Below are 20,290 nucleotides of genomic sequence, written 5' to 3' on the forward strand. Positions count from 1 at the left end.
AAATTTTAATAATAAGGAATTCAATTAGACTGATAGCAATAGATAAAGTATAATAGATAAAAGGAATCAAAGTAAGTAAGGGGATTAGTAAAGTGCAAGGTATTTTTATAACGATCGAAGGTCCAGACGGTGCTGGAAAGACAAGTGTATTGAATGAGTTATATCCAAGGCTAGATCTGGCAGCAGAAAGAAGTATCATTAAGACAAGAGAACCTGGCGGTATTCCCATTGCTGAGAAGATTCGTCAAATTATTTTAGATCCAAGGAATCAGGAGATGGATGAGCGTACAGAAGCATTGCTTTATGCAGCCGCAAGACGTCAGCACTTGATGGAAAAAGTATTACCAGCATTAGAAGATGGCAAGATTGTTTTATGTGATCGTTTTGTGGATAGTTCATTAGCTTATCAAGGTGCAGGGCGACGAATTGGCGTTGAAGCAATTGCTGCAATCAATGAGTTTGCGATTGAAGGGACCGTACCTGATTTTACAATTTATTTAGATGTAGATTCAGATACAGGATTGAACCGTATCAAAAATCATCGCCATCAACAAATTGATCGATTAGATTCAGAAGGGCTTGAATTTCATCAACGTGTTCGCCATGAATATTTGAAACTAGTGGAGGCAAATCCAGAACGAATTATCAAGATCGACGCAAGAATGAGCTTGGAGAATGTTGTAGAGGCAACTTTTCAAGCAATCGTAAACCGTTATCCAGAATATTTTAGAAATTAGGAAGGTGACCGAATATGAAAATTATTTTAGCAATTGTCCAAGATAAAGATAGCAACCGTTTAGCCAATGAACTGATTGATGCTAATATTCGTGCGACAAAACTTTCATCAACAGGCGGCTTTTTAAAAGCTGGAAACAGTACATTTATCGTAGGGATCGATGACGATCGTGTAGATGAAGCATTGGAATTGATCAAAAAAACTTGCCAATCTCGTAAACAATATGTGTCAACTCCTGTAACACTAGATATTACGATGGATGGACAAATTCCTTACCCTGTCGAGGTAGAAGTAGGCGGTGCAACTGTCTTTGTTCTTCCTGTAGAAGGTTTCCATCAATACTAAGATGAATGAAGCACAGATTTTAAAAGAACAACAACCGCTTCTTTACCAGCAACTTCAAAAAAGTTTCGAGCATGGTCGTCTTGCCCATGCTTATCTTTTTGAAGGCGATACAGGAGCTGGTAAAAAAGAATTTGGCTTATGGATGGCAAAGCACATTTTCTGTACGAATCTGACTGAGAATAATCCTTGCAATCAATGCAATAATTGTCTGCGAATCAATGGAAATGAACATCCTGATGTGTTACGTATCGCACCAGATGGTCAAACGATCAAAGTAGATCAAATCCGAGAGTTGAAAGCAGAATTTAGTAAAAGTGGGGTTGAGACTGCTCAAAAAGTCTTCTTGATCGAACAAGCAGATAAAATGAGTATTGGTGCAGCAAACAGCCTATTAAAATTTCTGGAAGAGCCGGAAGGTAAGGTTTTAGCGATATTAGAGACGACGTCATTAGCAAAAATTTTACCGACGATCCAATCACGGTGTCAAGTTCTTCATTTTCAACCTTTAGTGAAGGAAAAACTAGTTCAGACTTTAGTAGAATCTGGAATCAGTAAAAATACAGCCAGCCTTTTGACAGAGTTAACAAATAGTTTTGACAAAGCAGTTGAAATCTCGCAGGATGAATGGTTTAATGAAGCTAGGGAAATTATTCAACAATGGTTTGATTATATGATAAAAGATGATTTACAGGCTTTTGTCTATGTTCAAAAAAAGATGATCAAAGTATTTAAAGAAAAAGATCAACAAGCGTTGAGTTTCGATTTATTACTTGCTTATTACCGAAAACAACTCACTGAGAGTGTGACTCAAGAACAGCTAAAACGTGTGATAGTACAACAAGCACAACGAGTTGAACTGATTTTAAGAGCACGGCAAAAGTGGGAAGCCAATGTAAGCTATCAAAGTGTTTGTGAGCAATTAGTAATACGAATGATTCACCCTAAAACTTAATTAGGAGGATGAAAATGGTAGAAGTAGTAGGAGTTCGCTTCCGTGAAGCAGGTCATATCTATTATTTTGCTCCTGGAAAATCAGAATATTTTTACAACGATAAAGTACTTGTGGAATCACAGCAATCCAAACAGCTTGCCACAGTTGCAGTACCGAAAAAAACGATTGATCCGGAAGATTTACCCGAGGATTTAAAACCTATTTTAAATAAAGCATCAGAAACCGATTTAGAAAAAGAACAAAAGAACGTAGATGATGCAAAAGCTGCATTGAGTGTGGCCAAAGAAAAAATTAGAGCACACGAATTAGAAATGAAATTGATTCGTGTTGAATACACGTTTGACCGCAGCAAGATGGTTTTTTATTTTACAGCAGACGGTAGAATCGACTTCCGTGAGTTGGTCAAAGATTTAGCGGCTATCTTCCGCACAAGGATTGAATTACGTCAAATCGGTGTCAGAGATGAAGCAAAAATTTTGGGTGGAATTGGTCCATGTGGTAGACAATTATGCTGTTCTACTTTTTTGGGTGATTTTATGCCAGTATCGATCAAAATGGCAAAAGACCAAGGCTTATCATTAAACCCAGTAAAAATTTCAGGTTTATGTGGACGCTTGATGTGTTGTTTGAAATACGAAAATGATGAATACGAAGCAGCGAAAAAAGAATTACCCGATTATGGTAAAGATGTATTAACACCTGAAGGTAAAGGTCGAGTAGTCGGTTTGAATTTATTGAGCCGTATTATCAAAGTCCGTTTAGTTGGACGAGAAATCGCTGTGGAATATGATTACGAAGAAATCAAAGAAGCAACACAAAAAGCTCAAGCCGAAAAAGGTGATCAGAATGGATAAACGTTCTTTATACGATGGTCTTAGTTCGTTAGAGACAGATCTACAAGGAACTTTGGGACAATTATCAGAAATTAAAGAAGCACTTCATGAGTTAGTCGAAAAAAATACCACACTTGAAATCGAAAACCAACGCTTAAGGGAACATTTGCAGGAATTGACCAAATTAGCCAGTGACCCAAATGATCCAGCGAAGCAAGAGTTATCTAAATCTCGTATGAATTTAGAAAAACTTTATGAAGAAGGATTTCATGTCTGTAACATTTTATATGGTTCACGCCGTGAGAATGATGAGGAATGTGCTTTTTGTTTAGATGTTATTTATGGAGAACGATATAAATAACTGGTAATCAAATCAAATTTAGAGGGTGTGGGACAAAAGTAAATCCACTTTTGCTTCACACCCTCTATGCGAATAAATGGTGGAACAGAAACAATCCTTTTGGGTACAAGCTTCTGTTTCAGCCTCTTTTTATAATAGCGTAAATAAAAAGTTAAAAGGAGCGCCTATGCAAAAACAAAAAAGTTTTGATTCATCAAGTATTGGGCAACTATATTTGGTGCCGACACCAATCGGAAACTTAGAAGATATAAGCTTTCGCTGTATCAACATTTTAAAAGAAGCAACGATCATTGCAAGTGAAGACACTAGAAATACGCAAAAATTACTGAATCACTTTGAGATAGCAACTCCTCAAATCAGTTTTCATGAACATAATTATAAAGAACGGATTCCACAGTTTATTGAACGCTTAGAAGCTGGCGAACTGATTGCTCAAGTCAGTGATGCTGGGATGCCCTCAATTAGTGATCCAGGTCATGAATTGGTTGAAGCATGTATTGAAGCTGGAATCAAAGTGGTTGCTTTGCCAGGACCGACAGCTGGAATTACGGCATTGATTGCTTCAGGATTATCGCCGCAGCCATTTACGTTTTATGGCTTTTTACCTAGAAAGAAAAAAGAACAAATAGATGTTTTAGAAAAGTTAAAAACAGCATCGCCAACGCAAATTTTTTACGAATCACCACATCGAATTGCGACAACGATTAAGCATTTCTCAGAAGTATTTGGTGAAGAACGTAAAGCCGTGATTTGTCGTGAATTGACGAAACTCCACGAAGAATATCTTCGAGGTACTTTGGCTGAATTGAGTGATTATTTAGCAGAGCATACGTTAAAAGGAGAGTGTTGTCTTTTGGTTGAAGGGGCTGATGGATTAGAAGTAACAGAAAATGCAGATCTAGAGCTTTCAATTAGGGCGCATATCGACGTATTGATGAATACGGGCAGTTCCTCTAAAGAAGCAATCAAAGAAGTTGCAAAGCTTCGTGGGTTAAAAAAACAAGAAGTTTATAAGGAATTTCATGTAGATTAAATACTAAAAGATAAGCTGATTTCAAAAGTCAGCTTATTTTTGTATAATCGGTGTAGTTGATTAAACCTTGATAATAGAATGAGAGCGTTCTATTGGTATAGATGTTATTTTTTATAACGTGAATTGTCAGAAAAATGAAATTATTTTAGTTGATTAAGCGATTTTTGCTAGGATAATTTAAAAAACGATGCTAAAATAACCGACAAAGCTAAAAAGAAGGTTGGCTTTATTTTTTGAATTGGAGGGGTTTGGTATGGAAACAGGAAATATTGCCTTTATTATGATTTGTTCGGCAATGGTATTTTTGATGACACCTGCTTTAGCATTTTTTTACGGTGGTTTGGAAAGAAGGAAAAATATTCTCAATACAATGATGATGGTGATTTGTGTGATGGGTTTGGCGTCCGTTCTTTGGATCATTTTAGGGTATTCCATGTCATTCAGTGGAGAAAATTTATTTGTAGGAAACATTGACAAGCTATTTTTCAATCATGTGTCAATGACAAAAGGTGAGACAATTCCAGAAGGACTATTTGCAGGATTTCAAATGATGTTTGCATTGATCACGACAGCGATCATTACGGGGGCTGTAGTTGGGCGGATGCGCTTTTCAGCTATCTTCTTATTTATAGCTATTTGGTCGATCGTCGTTTATTATCCAATGGCTCACATGGTTTGGGGCGGAGGATTTTTAGAAAAAATAGGATCGATCGATTTTGCAGGCGGAAATGTGGTTCATATTAGTTCTGGAATTGCAGGCCTTGTATTGGCGATTGTGTTAGGTCAACGTCGTGAATATCGGCAAATAGAATATCGTCCACATAACATTCCTTTTGTAGTGTTAGGTGCTGGGTTGCTATGGTTTGGCTGGTTTGGATTTAATGCAGGATCGGCATTGGCAGCTGACGGATTGGCGATTCATGCTATGCTTACAACGAATACAGCTGCTGCAAGTGGAATGCTTTCGTGGATGTTGATTGAAAAATTGGCAATTGGCAAACCTACTGTTGTTGGTGCTTGTACGGGAGCGGTTGTTGGTTTAGTTGCGATTAGGCCAGGTGCAGGTTTTGTTTCTCTTTGGAGTTCATTTGTCCTGGGTGCTTTAGTTAGCCCGTTTTGTTATTATTTTATTTCATTTGTTAAACATAAATTTGGCTATGATGATGCACTGGATGCTTTTGGTTGTCATGGTGTGGGTGGCATTTTTGGAGGAATCATGACAGGGATATTTGCTGATCCAGCTGTAGGAGGAAAAAGCGGACTGATCTATGGTGGAACGGAATTGTTTATAGCGCAGGTTGCGAGTATTGCTTTTACGATTGTATTTGCTGGTATTGCTAGTTTTCTTATTATTAAAGGAATTCAATTGTTTATGCCGATTCGAGTTTCAGCTAAAGAAGAAGCATTAGGATTAGACAGAATCGAACATGATGAGACGGCGTATCCGACATTTATGGGACTAGATTCTTAGGAGGAAAATAAATGAAAAAAGTAGAAGCAATCATTCAGCAAGAAAAATTAGAAGAATTGAAAGTGAAAATAGATGACAGTTTTGAAGCTTTAGGCATGACTGTCAGCCAAGTATTAGGTTTTGGTAATCAGAAAGGGTTAAAAGAATATGTGCGTGGTCAAGAAATCATCACGACATTACTACCTAAAGTCAAAGTCAGTTTTGTTGTTTTAGATGAACAAGTCGAAGAGGTTATTTCATTGATTTTGACTATTTGTCAAACAGGAGAAGTGGGCGATGGAAAGATTTTTGTTTATAATGTAGAAGAGGCGGTTCGAATTAGAACAGGTGAAAGAGGCGTAAAAGCGATTTAAAGAGATAAAAAGAAGTGATTTAGCTGAATTTTAATGCTGAATTGCTTCTTTATTTTTTATAAATGTAGTATATTCAAAAAAATGAATGTAGTTGTAAATGAACAAACGTTCGTATATAATGGTTGTAAAGGACAGCAAAATTTGGAGGAAAAATAGATGATTGTTGAAGATGCTCTTTATGGTTCGTTTGAAGTTGAGGATGTTCTAACTACTTTGATTTTATCGGAAGAAATCCAGCGTTTAAAAGATGTTCACATGGCTGGTCCTGCATTTTTGATCCATTCACTTTGGAATGAGACAAGATATGAACATTCTATCGGGGTTATGTTGCTGATCAGAAAACTTGGCGGAACAATGGAAGAGCAAATTGCAGGGTTATTGCATGATGTGTCTCATACAGCCTTTTCACATGTGGTCGATCTGACGTTATTTAATGAAGCGGATGATTACCATGAACAGATCAAATCACAATTGATCGAACAATCAGAAATTCCTACTCTCATGAAGCAGTATGGCTTTGATTATAAGACGATTCTTTTTTATGAGGAACAATGGCAATTGTTAGAACAAAAAGTACCTTTATTATGTTGTGATAGGATCGATTATACATTGAGAGAAGTATATCGTTATTTTTCAGTTCCAATAGAAGAAATTCAGCAATTTTTAAAATCAATCCGCATTATAGAAAATAAAATTGTTTTAGATTCAATTGAATGGGCAATTTGGTTTATAGATCAGTATAGAAAAGTAGTCATCGATTTTTTTTATGATACTCGAAATATTTGTAGTTATGAGTGGCTGGCAAAAGCGATTCGTCTTAGTTTAGAGAATCATGAAATTACTTTAGATGATTTAATGACGACCGATTCGGTCTTTCTAAAAAAATTACAATCAAGTCAAAGAATTGAAATCATTCAATTGCTAGATAAATTAGATAATCCGCCGAAATGCAGTGTTTGTTCTAGTGAAGATAATTATGATATTTGGCAAAAGAAAAAAATCAGATTTGTTGATCCTTTAGTAAAAGTCGCTGATAAAGTTGTGTCAGTATCAAGTGTGTCAACACCTGCTCAAATAAAAGTTAAAAAAATTCTTGAAGATAGCGAAAAAGGAATTTTTCTTAAATTTGATTAAAGATCAACTATTATACTGCATCCGTATGAAAGGAGAATGGCGATTATGATTAGTGAACTACGTTTTCCCTTGAAAAAAGATATATCACGTAAGATTATTCATATCGATATGGATGCCTTTTTCGCGTCAGTAGAAGAACGTGATCATCCTGAACTTGTGGGGCATCCTCTAGTGATCGCGCGCCATCCAAGTGATACAGGTGGTAAAGGTGTTGTGACTACTGCGAATTATGAAGCGCGTAAATTTGGGATCCATTCCGCAATGAGTGCTCAAAAAGCTTATGAATTATGTCCAGAGGCAATTTTTAAACCTGGAAATTATGAAAAATATTCTGAAATTTCTAAGCAGATTAGAGAAATTTTTCATCGTTATACAGATATTATCGAACCAGTTTCGATAGATGAGGCTTATCTAGATGTAACAACGAATAAAATCCATAGTAAGTCAGCAATAAAAGTTGCTAAATTGATTCAATACGATATCTGGAATGAGCTACATTTAACTTGTTCTGCAGGTGTCAGTTATAATAAATTTTTAGCAAAATTAGCTTCTGATTTTCAAAAACCGAAGGGCTTGACAATTGTCATGCCAGATGAAGCCGAAGCTTTTTTGAAAGCTTTACCGATTGAAGCATTTCATGGAGTTGGAAAAAAAACAGTTCCTAAAATGCATGATTTAGGTATTTATACGGGTGAAGATTTATACGGACAAGATGAGATGGAATTGATCCGCCATTTTGGTAAAATGGGTTATTCTCTTTACCGAAAAGTACGAGGAATCCATGATTCACCTGTAAACATAACGAGAGACCGTAAATCCGTGGGCAAAGAACATACATATGGCACGCCTCTAACGACTGAAGCCCAAGTGACTGCTCAGTTACGACAGTTGGCCAAACGAGTAGAGGAATCATTAGAACGAGTTCAAAAACATGGGAAAACAGTTGTTTTAAAAGTGCGTTATGCAGATTATACAACGGTGACGAAACGTCGAACACTGCCGGAATATATTTCTAAAAAAGAAGAATTATACTATCAGGCCAATTTGATTTGGGAAGAAATTCTCGGTTTGGAACAAGGAATTCGACTATTAGGGATAACGTTGACCAATCTTGATCCGATGGCGTATGAGAATATGGTTTTACCTTTATGGGAAAAACGACAAAAAGAGGAGAATCAAAAAAACTAATTGATTCGTTGATAGAATCGAATCAATTTTAAATCTTGGTGATAAATTCATTTCTATGCTACGATTTATTCAGAAATGCGAAAGGAAAGATACAATGAGTAAAACAATCATGTGGTTTCGTAAAGACCTTCGTTTTGATGATAATACAGCATTTAATAAGATGTTGGAGAATAGTACAGACAAGGATGAATTAGTCTGTATTTTTCAATTAAATCCAGTGCAGTTCTTGGAAGAGAGCTACAATCAGGATTCTTTTTTCTACAGTCTATTGACTTTTTATGAGCAGGCCAAAGCACAAAATATAACGATTCATTTTTTATACGGAGACTTAGAAGATAATTTTATTGAATTAAAAAAAGCATTTCAGGATTGGAATGCAGTATATTTTAATAAAGATGAACGTGGCTTTGGTAGAGAACGCGATCAAAAGATGATTGCTTTTTTTGAACATAACCAGATTCAAGTATATTCTTATCAAGACAGTCATTTACACGGTGTTCAGGAAATAAAAAAACCTACCGGAGAAAGTTACAAAGTCTTTACCCCTTATTTTAGAAAATGGATTACAATGCCTAAAAGACCCTATCAAAGAACTAAAGAAATAGATCACCACTTAAACGAAATCAATCACTCTTTATTTAGTGAAGGGGAAAAAAAGTTTAAACAAATCATTGAACAAATTGACTTACCTTTTGATTATGAATGTGGAGAGGCAGCAGCAGAGAGTTATCTCAAAGATTTTGTGAAAAATCACTTACACGATTATCAAAAAGGGAGAGACTATCCTTATTCAGATCAAACAAGTAAATTATCAAGATTTTTAAGAACGGGTGAATTATCAATCAGAAAAGTTTGGTACGCTCTTAATGCCGAGCCAGATTCTGATGGTCGTCAAACCTTTATTTCTGAACTTTGCTGGCGAGATTTTTACAATATGATTTATTTTGAGAATCCCAAACAGAAGACGCAAGAAATCAAAGAAAAGTATAGAAAACTACATTGGAATTATACTCAAGAATCCTTTGAGCGGTGGAAAAATGGTCAGACCGGTTTTCCGATCGTAGATGCTGGTATGCGGCAACTCAATCAGACTGGTTGGATGCATAACCGTTTGCGAATGATCGTGGCTTCATTTTTGACTAAAGATTTAATGATCGATTGGCGGATGGGGGAGAAATATTTTCAACAAAAATTGATCGATTATGATGCAGCAAGTAACATTGGAGGTTGGCAATGGGCTGCTTCTACGGGAACGGATGCTGTTCCTTATTTTCGAATATTCAATCCCACGACACAAGGTGAAAAATTTGATCCTCAGGGTGATTTTATTCGTCAATTTATTCCAGAATTAAAAAATGTGCCAAATAAATATATCCACGAGCCGAGTAAAATGCCAATAGAGATTCAAAGATCTATTGATGTTTCAATTGGGAAAGAATATCCAACTCCAATAGTTGATCATGGTAAAATTCGTTCGGAAATCCTTGAATTTTTCAAGACAAGTTCTTCATAGAATAGATAAGAAGGGTGTGAAACAAAAGTAGATTTTACTTTTGCTTCACACCCTATATACGAATAAGCGTTGAAAGCAGAAACAAGATCTTCTTACTTCTCACAGGTCAGCTTCCACTGATACTTATCAAAGTAAAGATTCTGCTCCATCTACATACAGTTCAGTTCCAGAAATATTGGCTGAAGCATCCGTTGCTAAAAATAAAACAGAATGAGCGACTTGTTCACTAGTTCCTGTTTCACGTTTTAATGGGCGATCACCTTCTGGAAATTCCACTTTTATCTCAACTTCTTTTAATTCATCAGAATATGTTGTTTTTTCATTGATTGCAGTATCAATAGCACCAGGACAAATTACGTTTACACGAATATTGTAGCGGGCTAGTTCTAATGCAGCCATTTTTGTAAATGCTACTTGTCCAGCTTTAGAAGCACTATATGCAGAAGCACCAAAATTATTGAAAATCCTAGTACCATTGATAGAGCTTGTTATAATGATCGAACCACCATTTTCTTTCATATGAGGAATCGCAAATTTTGTGCATAAAAACGTACTGCGTAGATTTGTGTTTAGCGTACGATCCCATTCATCAATTGTTAATGATTCAATGGGTGCCCAAGTTCCATTTATTCCAGCATTACTGAAAAAAATGTCTAGTCCTTGAAGACTATCAGTTAATTCATCGATTGCTTTTTTTAGACTGGTTTCATTCGTTACATCCACACTTCGATAGTAGCATTCATAGCCATCTTCTTTGAAATCTTTAGAGATTGTTTCTAAACGAGTTTGGTCGGCATCGATCAGACCAACTTTAAAGCCCTGTTCAACAAATAATTTAGCTGTTGCATAGCCAATTCCTGAAGCAGCTCCTGTGATAATTGCCCTTTTTACAGATGATGACTGATTTATCGTCATAATAATTTTCCTCCTATTTTCTTTTTTGAGTCTGTTTGGGAATAAGTCATTCTTTTTTATTGTAATATACATACAAAAGATGAGCCAATAATTCGATAGAGGATAAAACGCAAAGAAAAACCAATGAAGCAATGAGGTGTTTATCTCAAGCTGCATCGGTTGATTGTAATAGGATCGATTAAATCAATTTATCTTTTTTTATTTGTTCATAACCTTGTTCAGCATCATGGCATTTGTCCCAAATGACAGCTTGCCCACAACTTAAGGATTTTTTAACATCGATAATCCGTTGATTGCTACTGCCTCTGAATTGGAGATTCAAGTTTCGTTTTGACAATTCAAAACGTCCATCTACTAAGATATCTATCTTGTTTAATAATTCAAGTTTATCGTCAGATTCTAACAGTAGTTCTTCAAAAGTATAACCTGACCAAGACCAGATATCTTTTTTTTGCCCGAATTCTTGATGAACTCGATCGACAACATTTAGACAAACATCAGTATTTAAAAAAGGTTCTCCACCTAATAAGGTCAAACCTTGTACATAATCGTGAGATAAATCTTCAATGATTCGGTCTTCTAATTCTTTGGTGAAAGGTTTGCCATAGCGAAAGTTCTGGACTGCTTGATTAAAGCAACCTTCACAAGCAAATAGACAGCCGCTAACATATAGGCTATTTCTTACACCTTCACCATCTACAAAATTGAATGCTTTATAATCCGCGATATAATTTTGACTGAAGTCTTTTGTTACCCATTCTTGTGGTTTAGGATTTCTCATTTCTAGCATCCTTTCAACTAAAAACGATGCCTGCAAATTATTGCAGGGAGCATCGTTTTTTTGTGATTGGTTCGTTCCTCTTTTTACTAATCTAGCTATATGAACCATATCTCTCAACAAATAGATATAACCGGTCCAATCCTCTTTTTTATTTCATGTGTTTCACTCGCGAAGAGATTTCTTTATGTCGTCCATGAACCATTGGTCTAGCTTGTGGATTGCCTAGATAGCCACAAGTTCGTTTCACGACGTCGCAGGATTTTGGATCATGATTGCCGCATTGAGGACATTCAAAACCACGTTCAGTTGGGTTGAAATCTCCTTCAAAGTTACATTCATAGCAGTGATCGATAGGTGTATTCGTACCTAGATAGCCAACACGATCATACGCATAATCCCAAACAGATTCTAGTGCTTTGGGATTTTGTTGTAAAACTGGATATTCACAATAATGGATAAAACCGCCAGAGCAATATTGCGGATAGTCCTTCTCAAAATCTAACTTTTCAAATGGAGTTGGGTTTTTACGAACATCATAGTGGAAACTGTTTGTATAATATTCTTTATCCGTGATATTTTCTACTACTCCGAATTTTTCAGTATCTAAATGACAAAAACGGTCAGTTAAACTTTCACTTGGCGTTGAATACACGCTAAAGTGATAACCATATTCATTCCCCCATTCATCAGCATGACTTTTTAAATTCTTTAAAATATCAAGCGTAAATTCCTTCGCTTCAGGAACGGTTTCCCAATCACCGCCGTAAAAAGCGGACGCAACTTCATATAAGCCAATATAACCTAGAGAAACAGTTGCTCGTTTATTTTTGAATAATTCATTCACTGATTCTTTTCTAGATAAACGTTTACCAAAAGCACCATACATATAAAGAATGGGCGCATTTGCAGGAGTTGCTTCCTTACAACGATCAACACGATAGACCAAGGCATCTTTCATTATTTCAAGACGCTCGCTTAAAAGTGTCCAGAATTTATCCACATCACCATGAGCTTCCATTGCGATTCTAGGCAGGTTCAAGGTAACAACACCTAAATTCATACGGCCCACATTAATGTCTTCCCCCTGTTCATTTTTCCAACCTTGTAGAAATGAACGGCATCCCATCGGTACTTTAAAGCTGCCTGTTAAATCAACTAATTTATCATAATTTAAAATATCAGGATACATACGTTTCGTTGCGCATTCTAATGCTAATTGTTTTATATCATAATTTGGATCTGTTTCATTTAAATTTACGCCGCGTTTTAATGTGAAAATCAATTTAGGAAAAATAGCCGTTCTGTGTTCACTGCCTAAACCATTGATCCGGATTTGTAAAATAGCTCGTTGAATTTCACGTTCAAACCAGCTCAGACCTAAACCAAATCCTAAAGAAGTGAACGGTGTCTGACCATTGGAAGTAAATAATGTATTGATCTCGTATTCTAAACTTTGCATCGCATCGTAAATATCTTTTTTTGTTTTACTTTTTGCGTAAGCTTCCTGGCGATCAGAGCCTTCGATCCATTCTTTTGCGTCAGCTAAATGTTTTTGATAATTTAATTCAGCAAACGGTGCCAACAATTCATCTACACGATCTGCCGAACAACCACCGTACTGGCTAGAAGCTACGTTTGCGATGATTTGTGAAATTTGAGCAGTCGCTGTTTGGATCGACTTTGGTGCTTCAACTTCGGCATTTCCGATTTTAAAACCATTATTCAACATCCCTTTAAAATCAATCAAACAGCAGTTTGTCATTGGTGTATAGGGATGATAATCTAAATCGTGATAATGTATATCACCTTTTTGGTGAGCATTGGCAACATGAGGAGGCAGCATTTTAAGTCCAATCGATTTACCAACGATTCCAGCAGTTAAATCTCGTTGTGTATTAAAAACATCACTATCTTTATTAGCATTTTCATTCACAACAGACTGATCCTTATTGATCAACTTACTGATCGTAAAGTTGATATCAGTTGCTTTACTACGCTCAAAATCACGGCGAGTACGGTAATTGATGTATTCTTCAGCCAACTCATATTCATTTCTTGCTAGTAAAATATGTTCGACAATATTTTGGATTTCATATATTTTTACATCTTCAGCGAAACGATCGGCAATTTCTCGATCGATTCTTTCGACAATTTCTTGAATACGCTCATGGGCAAGCGGGTCTAAAGAACCGCGAATATTTTGTTCAGCTTTGATCAAAGCGTCATAAATTTTCTGATCATCAAAATCGACCAATCGCCCATCTCTTTTTACAATTTTTATCTTGTGCAGGGCTGAATCAGTAGAACTTACTTCATTATTAGCTTGCTTAATCTCCATCATTTTTACCCATCTCCTCATAGATTTATTCCTTCCTTATCATAAAACAATTCAATAAATCTTTCAACTATATATAGTGTGAAACTTAATTTTAATCATACTGATGCAACTACATATAGTGTTTATTAGAAATGAAAAAATAGTGAAAACAACTCGCCGAAAGGTTTGTAGGAATTGTCACAACATTCTTGCTTAGAAATTAAAAAATAAAATAAAAAAAATGATTCTTACTTAATTGTAAGAGGAAACGATGTTCAGTTACGCCAAATATTGATAGAATAAGAATAATGAATAAACTGGAGCGAAAAAAGATGAAAAAAATTCTAGAAGTGAATCATTTAAGTAAATCATATGGCTATCGAAATAATAAAGTTCAGGTATTGAATAATATTTCCTTTTCCGTTGATCAAGGTGAATTTGTGGGAATTATGGGACCAAGTGGTGCGGGAAAATCAACATTACTGAGTACTATCTCAACGATTACGTTGCCTACGATCGGGACTGTTCAAATTGACGGGCAGGATATTTTGAAAATGCGCGATAATCAGATCAGTGATTTTCGTCGTAAAAAATTAGGGTTTATCTTTCAAAATTTCAATTTAATGGATACTTTGACTGTTAAAGATAATATTTTACTCCCTTTGACAGTCGATCGAATGCCCTTAGTTGAAATGGAAAAGCGTTTAGCTCATGTTGCAAGTGTTTTAGGTATCGACCAATTACTAAACACTTTTCCAAATACTATTTCTGTTGGACAAAAGCAACGAGTAGCAGCTGCTCGTGCATTGATCACTAAACCCAAAATAATTTTTGCAGATGAACCAACAGGATCTTTGGATTCTAAATCAGCTGCTGAGTTATTGCAATATATGACAAATATGAACTTACAAGATGATGCGACCATCATGATGGTCACACATGATCCTTATACAGCAAGTTATTGCAATCGGATTTTATTTATTAAAGATGGTGTGATATTTTCAGAAGTTGTTCGCCAAGGCTCAAGAAAAGAATTTTTTAACCGTGTGATCGATATGCAAGCTACGATTGGCGGAGGTGGTCGTGCCAATGATTTTTAATTTGTCTTGGAAAAATTTCAAAGGCCAATTTCTTAATTATTTTGTTTACTTTGTTAGTATGACTTTTGCAGTAGTTGTTTACTATTCTTTTAGTGCGATTACCTATAATAGAACACTGGCAAATCGGGTTGGACAAGAGGTTCATATCGATGGCGCCATGAATTTAGGCGGTATTCTTATTGTGATCATGATTTTAGGTTTTATGCTATCTGCGAATCATTTCTTCTTATTAAAACGTGCTAAGGAGATTGGGTTATATCATTTAATTGGGATGCGAAAAGATAAAATCTCTTTTTTATTTTTTGTGGAGACACTAATGCTAGGTGCAGTATCTTTGATTACCGGTATTTTTCTAGGTATTATTTTCTCTAAATTATTTTCGATGATACTTGCAAAAGCGATGTTCTTGCAAGTAGAGAGTCTATTTTTTGTATCCATTCCATCTATGATACAGACTAGTCTAGTCTTTGTTTTTATGTTGTTAGTGGTCTCTCTTCGAAGTAGTTGGCTAATTTATCGTTATCGACTAACTAATTTGATGAAACCAAGTGAAAAAAATACTGTTAAACCCAATAAATTTCCTCTAATGAAGGGGGGGCTAGGGATTGTTGGATTAATCCTTATTATTACAGGATATTTCTTATCCTATAATGTGATTCAATTTGCAACAATTTTGACGCACACATCATTAGGGTTGACTGGCTTTTTTGTTGCACCATTGGTGATTATGTTTATCTGTATGATAGGAACGTATCTATTTTTTAACTATACGATGTACTTGTTTGCATTTCTTTTCGGAAAGAATAAAGTTAATTATTATAGAAATCTAAATATGTTAGCTTTAGGAAATACAAAACTCCACATTAAAAGAAGCGGGAACATGTTGTCGGCGGTAACTATATTTATTGCCATAGCATTAGGCATGATTGGCGGATCGGCGTCTATGTATACACTCGGTATGAATTCAGTGAATACAACAGCACCGACAGATTTTATTGTTGCAGAGGATAATTTTAAAGCAATAGAACAAATAATCGAAAAGGAACCGGATACAAAAATTGATTCCATAGTAAAATTAAATTATAAGTTGACGGGTAGCCAATTTCGTCTTAAAATTGGACAGGATGAAAAAGGAGACACTCTAGGTCCTGTAAATTTACTAGCACTTTCAAATTATCAAGCGTTTCAGAAAATAAATCCCTATTTGAAAAATATCAAGCTGAAAAATAAACAGGATATTGTCATCATAGATAGTATTCAAAATATTCTAGGTGGTTATATTCGTTACGATTCTACATTAAATTTATCAGAAGGAATAAAACTTCATGTTTCTGCTGTACGTCCAGATTATTTGGGTCAAGTTTTATTAAGATACAGTTTTCCAACAGTCGTTGTATCCGATGAACAATTCAATGAGATAAATTCTGGCATCACATACACGCTTAGAGCGTTTAATATTCAATCGAAAGATGAAGAGGCATTAGCCAATAAATTATCTGAAGCGGTAAAACCAAATTGGAGCGCACCGATATATTATAAATATCAATGGGTCAATAATCAGTTGGAAGGCTACACATCTAAAACCAGTCGAGAACCTGAAAAAAAGAATACACAAGGGTATTCAGAAGAAAATGAGCAAGAATATTCACAATTAAACTATATTAGTCGTTTCGTTGAATTAAGATATGAGAGAAGAGTGATGGGCTTATTTATTTATGTCGCAATGTTTTTAGGCATCCTAGCCTTGATCATCACGGGTAGTATCTTGATGCTGCAGCAATTTTCTGAGGCAGAGCGAGAAAAGGAAAGTTATGATTTATTAAAGAAAATCGGAATTCCTAAAAAGCAAATCACTAAACTTGTTTATCAGCAAAATAGTATTGTCTTCTTTCCACCGATGATCATCGGGGTGTTGCATGCAACGTTTGCGATTTATGTTTTCAGTAAATTTATTTCAAGTTCGGGTTATTGGTTAGCTTATCTTTCTTGCGGAATGTTGATTTTGATTTATTTAGCATATTACTTTTTAACGTCAGCGATTTATTCACGGATCATACATGGAAGAGACAATTAATAGTTAAAATTTTTTTAAATCATTCGTATGTGAAATTTACCTGAATGTGGAATGAAAAGATTTCTTTGTTCTATTGTTTATACTACTAAAGGGGTGGAACAATGATTCTATTTTTTGTCCCACCTTCTTTTTATATGCAAGTGACAAAACTGTTAGCGGAAAAGAAACTTTTGTTAGCAAATTCCGTATCTTTTCTCTTGGGTTTTGATTACAATAACAGTACAAAAAAATGAATGAATGTAATTTTGGAGGCATAAAATAAAATGAAACAATTTTTTGATAAACCTAATATAAACTATTGGGGCAAATTCATTGGAAAAACCGTTTTTTATTTTGGAATACTTTTAATGTTGATTTATTTATACCATTACAAAAATATTGATGGCGGCTCATTTATTTATAATGAGTTTTAGAAAGGGGACACTTCATGACGATTTTAAATATTATTGATGCAATCGATCGTTGGGGGATGAAGGAACCAAACCGTCCCGTTTATATTGAAACTACTCAAACGTATACTTATGGAGAGTTAAAAAAAACCTCCGATGCAATAGCTGCATACTTGCAGAAAAACATAGAACGCGATCGTCCAGTAGTCGTTTATGGAGAATTGGAATTTGAAATGCTGACGTGCTTTTTAGGCGCATCCAAAGCAGGACATGCTTATATCCCAATTGAGGCACATACACCAAAAGAAAGAGTTGACATGATTTTAGAGGTAGCAAATCCGGCTGTGATTTTTTCTGTAAAGGAATGGCCTGACTTGGATACGGAAGCTGAGATTGTTTCATTAGAAAAAATCCATGATATTTGTGCAAAGTCTTGGATCTTGGATGTACCGCTTAAACCAGTAGACGATTCAGAAACCTATTATATTATCTTTACTTCTGGTACAACCGGTGTACCGAAAGGCGTCCAAATTAGCCATAAAAATCTTTTGAGCTTTGTTAATTGGGAATTGACCGATTTTGGTATTACGCAAGGCATGCGTTTTTTATCCCAGGCACCCTATTCATTTGATTTATCCGTGATGGATGTCTATCCAGCTTTGACTTCGGGCGGCTCTTTAACACCAATGCGCAAAGAAGTCATCAATGACTTTAAGAAATTATTTACAGTACTGCCAACATTAGATATAGAAGTTTGGGTTTCGACGCCATCATTTATGGATATTTGTTTGATGGAACTAACTTTTGATGGGAAACATGTTGAAAGCTTGAAGATTTTTCTCTTTTGCGGAGAAGAGTTACCTAAAATGACAGCACAGAAATTAGTGGAACGTTTTCCTAAAGCGCGTATTTTTAATACGTATGGGCCAACAGAAGCGACAGTTGCTATTTCTGGTGTGGAGATCACACCCGAACTTTTGGAGAAATACAGTCGTGTTCCAATTGGTTATGTAAAAAGTGATACGCAAGTTTATATCATGAATGAAGATCAGGAAGTTTTAGCTGAAGAAGTTGGCGAAATTGTGATTGCAGGTCCCAGTGTATCTAAAGGCTATCTAAATAATCCAGAAAAAACGGAAGCGGCTTTTTTTAACTATAAAGGCCAACCAGCTTATCGCACTGGTGATGCTGGAAAACTAAAAGATAGTTTATTGATTTATGACGGACGGATCGATTTTCAGGTCAAACTTCACGGTTATCGTATCGAACTTGAAGATATCGATCATCATCTAGCAGAGGTTTCCTATGTAAAACAAGCTGCAGTTGTTCCCAAATATCAACATCATAAAGTCCAACAGCTTGTCGCTTTTGTGGTCGCACATCCTCATGATTTTGACAAAGAATTCAAATTAACAAAGGCAATCAAAGAGGAATTAAGCACCTCAGTGATGGATTACATGGTTCCACAAAAATTCATTTATGTAGAACGACTACCACTTACAGCTAATGGAAAGATCGACCGTAAAGGGCTGATGAATGAGGTGAATGCAACATGATCGACTTTCCTCACATGATTCCCTATGCGAATCCGATTTATTTTGTTTACTTGTTGATTGCTCTACTACCGATGATCTTGACGTTATTGATTAAAGGAAAGCGTTGGGGCTGGTATCAAGTACTCGTTACATTATTATTCTTGTATATGAGCTTTGGCGGTGAAGATTGGAAACAAGGCGTAGCATTGATTGTTTATGTCATCTGGCAGACGATTCTTGTTTGGTTCTATTTTCATTATCGGCAAAAGAAAAATGCAAGTATGGTTTTTTATCTGGCAGTATTTTTGGCAATTTTACCCTTATTTTTAGTTAAGGTAATGCCTTTTATTTCTGGACATGCCTCGTTGTTAGGTTTTCTAGGTATTTCCTATTTGACCTTCAAGTCTGTGCAGATCATCATGGAAATGCGGGATGGTTCGATCAAAGAGTACAACATCTTTCGTTACATCGAATTTCTGTTGTTTTTTCCAACGATCTCGTCTGGACCGATCGATCGTTATCGTCGTTTTGAAAAAGATGTTGAGAATCCACCAGCACCTGACAAATATGTCGATTTTTTAGGAAAAGGAATCCATAATTTTTTCCTAGGATTTTTATATAAATTTATTATTGGGTATTATTTTGGTCAAGTGTGGTTGCCTGTTGTAGCTAAAGTAGCCTTGAAAACAGGTGGTTTTTCTTGGGAATTAGTTGCTTATATGTATATTTATAGTATGTATTTATTCTTTGATTTTGCTGGTTATAGCTTGTTTGCTGTAGGAACTAGTTACTTGATGGGATATGATACACCAGTCAACTTTAACAAGCCGTTCTTGAGTTGGAATATAAAGGAATTTTGGAATCGTTGGCACATGACCCTATCATTTTGGTTCCGAGATTATGTTTATATGCGTTTGATGTTTACTTTGATCAAGAAAAAAGTATTTAAAAGTAGAATCGTTGCGTCAAATGTTGGTTATTTTGCCTTGTTCTTATTGATGGGCGTCTGGCATGGGCTAACGTGGTATTATCTAGTTTACGGAATTTATCATGCTGCATTGATTTGTTTGACAGATGCTTGGTTGCGTTTTAAGAAAAAACATAAAGAGAAAATTCCTTCGAATAAATTTACACATGTGTTTGCGATTTTCTTAACTTTTAATGCGGTTTGCTTTAGCTTCTTGATTTTCTCAGGATTTTTAGATACATTATTTTTTAAATAAAAACAAATAACTTACAGCTAAAAACTGTACGATAGAG

General features: G+C 35.5%; 19 protein-coding genes. 16 read left to right on the forward strand and 3 right to left on the reverse strand.

The features are described 5' to 3' along the window. The first annotated feature begins 92 nt into the window (after positions 1–92). From tmk to IGI43_RS14690, 11 genes are all read left to right on the forward strand, one after another. Positions 93–737 carry a dTMP kinase gene (gene tmk / locus IGI43_RS14640; protein ID WP_438758516.1) on the forward strand — a complete coding sequence of 215 codons (645 nt, stop codon included), beginning with the start codon at positions 93–95 and terminating at the stop codon, positions 735–737. 14 nt (positions 738–751) lie between these two features. Then, a complete protein-coding gene (locus tag IGI43_RS14645) occupies positions 752–1,081 on the forward strand; it encodes a cyclic-di-AMP receptor (RefSeq protein ID WP_438758518.1) in 330 nt (109 codons plus the stop codon). Between the two features lies 1 nt (position 1,082). Next, a complete protein-coding gene (gene holB, locus IGI43_RS14650; protein WP_438758519.1) occupies positions 1,083–2,033 on the forward strand; it encodes a DNA polymerase III subunit delta' in 951 nt (316 codons plus the stop codon). Positions 2,034–2,047: 14 nt separating this feature from the next. Then, positions 2,048–2,887 carry a PSP1 domain-containing protein gene (locus tag IGI43_RS14655; protein WP_438758520.1) on the forward strand — a complete coding sequence of 280 codons (840 nt, stop codon included), beginning with the start codon at positions 2,048–2,050 and terminating at the stop codon, positions 2,885–2,887. After that, positions 2,880–3,227, forward strand: a complete 348-nt coding sequence (locus IGI43_RS14660; protein WP_010773302.1) for a DNA replication initiation control protein YabA — start codon at positions 2,880–2,882, stop codon at positions 3,225–3,227. Before IGI43_RS14655 ends, IGI43_RS14660 begins: the two co-directional genes overlap by 8 nt. Positions 3,228–3,393: 166 nt before the next feature. Further along, positions 3,394–4,260 carry a 16S rRNA (cytidine(1402)-2'-O)-methyltransferase gene (rsmI, locus tag IGI43_RS14665; RefSeq protein ID WP_438758521.1) on the forward strand — a complete coding sequence of 289 codons (867 nt, stop codon included), beginning with the start codon at positions 3,394–3,396 and terminating at the stop codon, positions 4,258–4,260. Between the two features lie 253 nt (positions 4,261–4,513). Next, a complete protein-coding gene (locus IGI43_RS14670; protein WP_438758522.1) occupies positions 4,514–5,731 on the forward strand; it encodes an ammonium transporter in 1,218 nt (405 codons plus the stop codon). An 11-nt stretch (positions 5,732–5,742) separates the two neighbouring features. Continuing rightward, on the forward strand, positions 5,743–6,084 hold the full coding sequence (locus IGI43_RS14675) for a P-II family nitrogen regulator (protein ID WP_438758523.1): 342 nt from the start codon (positions 5,743–5,745) through the stop codon (positions 6,082–6,084). 156 nt (positions 6,085–6,240) lie between these two features. Next, the gene (locus tag IGI43_RS14680) at positions 6,241–7,218 is read left to right on the forward strand and encodes an HD domain-containing protein (protein WP_438758524.1); all 978 of its coding nucleotides are present in this window, start codon (positions 6,241–6,243) and stop codon (positions 7,216–7,218) included. Positions 7,219–7,263: 45 nt separating this feature from the next. Further along, positions 7,264–8,406, forward strand: coding sequence for a DNA polymerase IV (gene dinB, locus IGI43_RS14685; protein ID WP_438758525.1), 1,143 nt, complete (start codon positions 7,264–7,266; stop codon positions 8,404–8,406). A gap of 94 nt (positions 8,407–8,500) precedes the next feature. After that, a complete protein-coding gene (locus IGI43_RS14690; RefSeq protein ID WP_438758526.1) occupies positions 8,501–9,919 on the forward strand; it encodes a cryptochrome/photolyase family protein in 1,419 nt (472 codons plus the stop codon). Positions 9,920–10,045: 126 nt separating this feature from the next. On the opposite strand, the gene IGI43_RS14695 is transcribed toward IGI43_RS14690, so the two are convergent. The 3 genes from IGI43_RS14695 to nrdD all read right to left on the reverse strand — a co-directional run bounded on the left by IGI43_RS14695 (position 10,046) and on the right by nrdD (position 13,956). Continuing rightward, entirely contained in the window at positions 10,046–10,834 is a 789-nt protein-coding gene (locus IGI43_RS14695) for an SDR family oxidoreductase (RefSeq protein WP_438758528.1), read from the reverse strand. 178 nt (positions 10,835–11,012) lie between these two features. Beyond that, the gene (gene nrdG, locus IGI43_RS14700) at positions 11,013–11,615 is read right to left on the reverse strand and encodes an anaerobic ribonucleoside-triphosphate reductase activating protein (protein WP_438758529.1); all 603 of its coding nucleotides are present in this window, start codon (positions 11,613–11,615) and stop codon (positions 11,013–11,015) included. Between the two features lie 148 nt (positions 11,616–11,763). Beyond that, entirely contained in the window at positions 11,764–13,956 is a 2,193-nt protein-coding gene (nrdD, locus tag IGI43_RS14705; RefSeq protein ID WP_438758530.1) for an anaerobic ribonucleoside-triphosphate reductase, read from the reverse strand. A 308-nt stretch (positions 13,957–14,264) separates the two neighbouring features. Between nrdD and IGI43_RS14710 the strand changes: the two genes are divergently transcribed. From IGI43_RS14710 to dltB, 5 genes are all read left to right on the forward strand, one after another. Then, positions 14,265–15,032 (forward strand): ABC transporter ATP-binding protein, encoded by a 768-nt coding sequence (locus IGI43_RS14710; RefSeq protein WP_438758531.1) that lies wholly within the window; start codon positions 14,265–14,267, stop codon positions 15,030–15,032. Further along, the gene (locus tag IGI43_RS14715) at positions 15,022–17,106 is read left to right on the forward strand and encodes an FtsX-like permease family protein (protein WP_438758532.1); all 2,085 of its coding nucleotides are present in this window, start codon (positions 15,022–15,024) and stop codon (positions 17,104–17,106) included. Before IGI43_RS14710 ends, IGI43_RS14715 begins: the two co-directional genes overlap by 11 nt. Positions 17,107–17,369: 263 nt before the next feature. Beyond that, positions 17,370–17,519 (forward strand): teichoic acid D-Ala incorporation-associated protein DltX, encoded by a 150-nt coding sequence (locus IGI43_RS14720; protein WP_438758533.1) that lies wholly within the window; start codon positions 17,370–17,372, stop codon positions 17,517–17,519. Between the two features lie 14 nt (positions 17,520–17,533). Then, positions 17,534–19,051: a D-alanine--poly(phosphoribitol) ligase subunit DltA gene (gene dltA / locus IGI43_RS14725; protein WP_438758534.1), complete on the forward strand. Its 1,518-nt coding sequence runs from the start codon at positions 17,534–17,536 to the stop codon at positions 19,049–19,051. Then, positions 19,048–20,253 carry a D-alanyl-lipoteichoic acid biosynthesis protein DltB gene (gene dltB / locus IGI43_RS14730; protein ID WP_438758535.1) on the forward strand — a complete coding sequence of 402 codons (1,206 nt, stop codon included), beginning with the start codon at positions 19,048–19,050 and terminating at the stop codon, positions 20,251–20,253. The genes dltA and dltB overlap by 4 nt, the downstream gene beginning before the upstream one ends. The last annotated feature ends 37 nt before the right edge of the window (positions 20,254–20,290 follow it).

Source organism: Enterococcus sp. AZ126 (assembly GCF_051714545.1).
Classification (GTDB): Bacteria; Bacillota; Bacilli; order Lactobacillales; family Enterococcaceae; genus Enterococcus_L.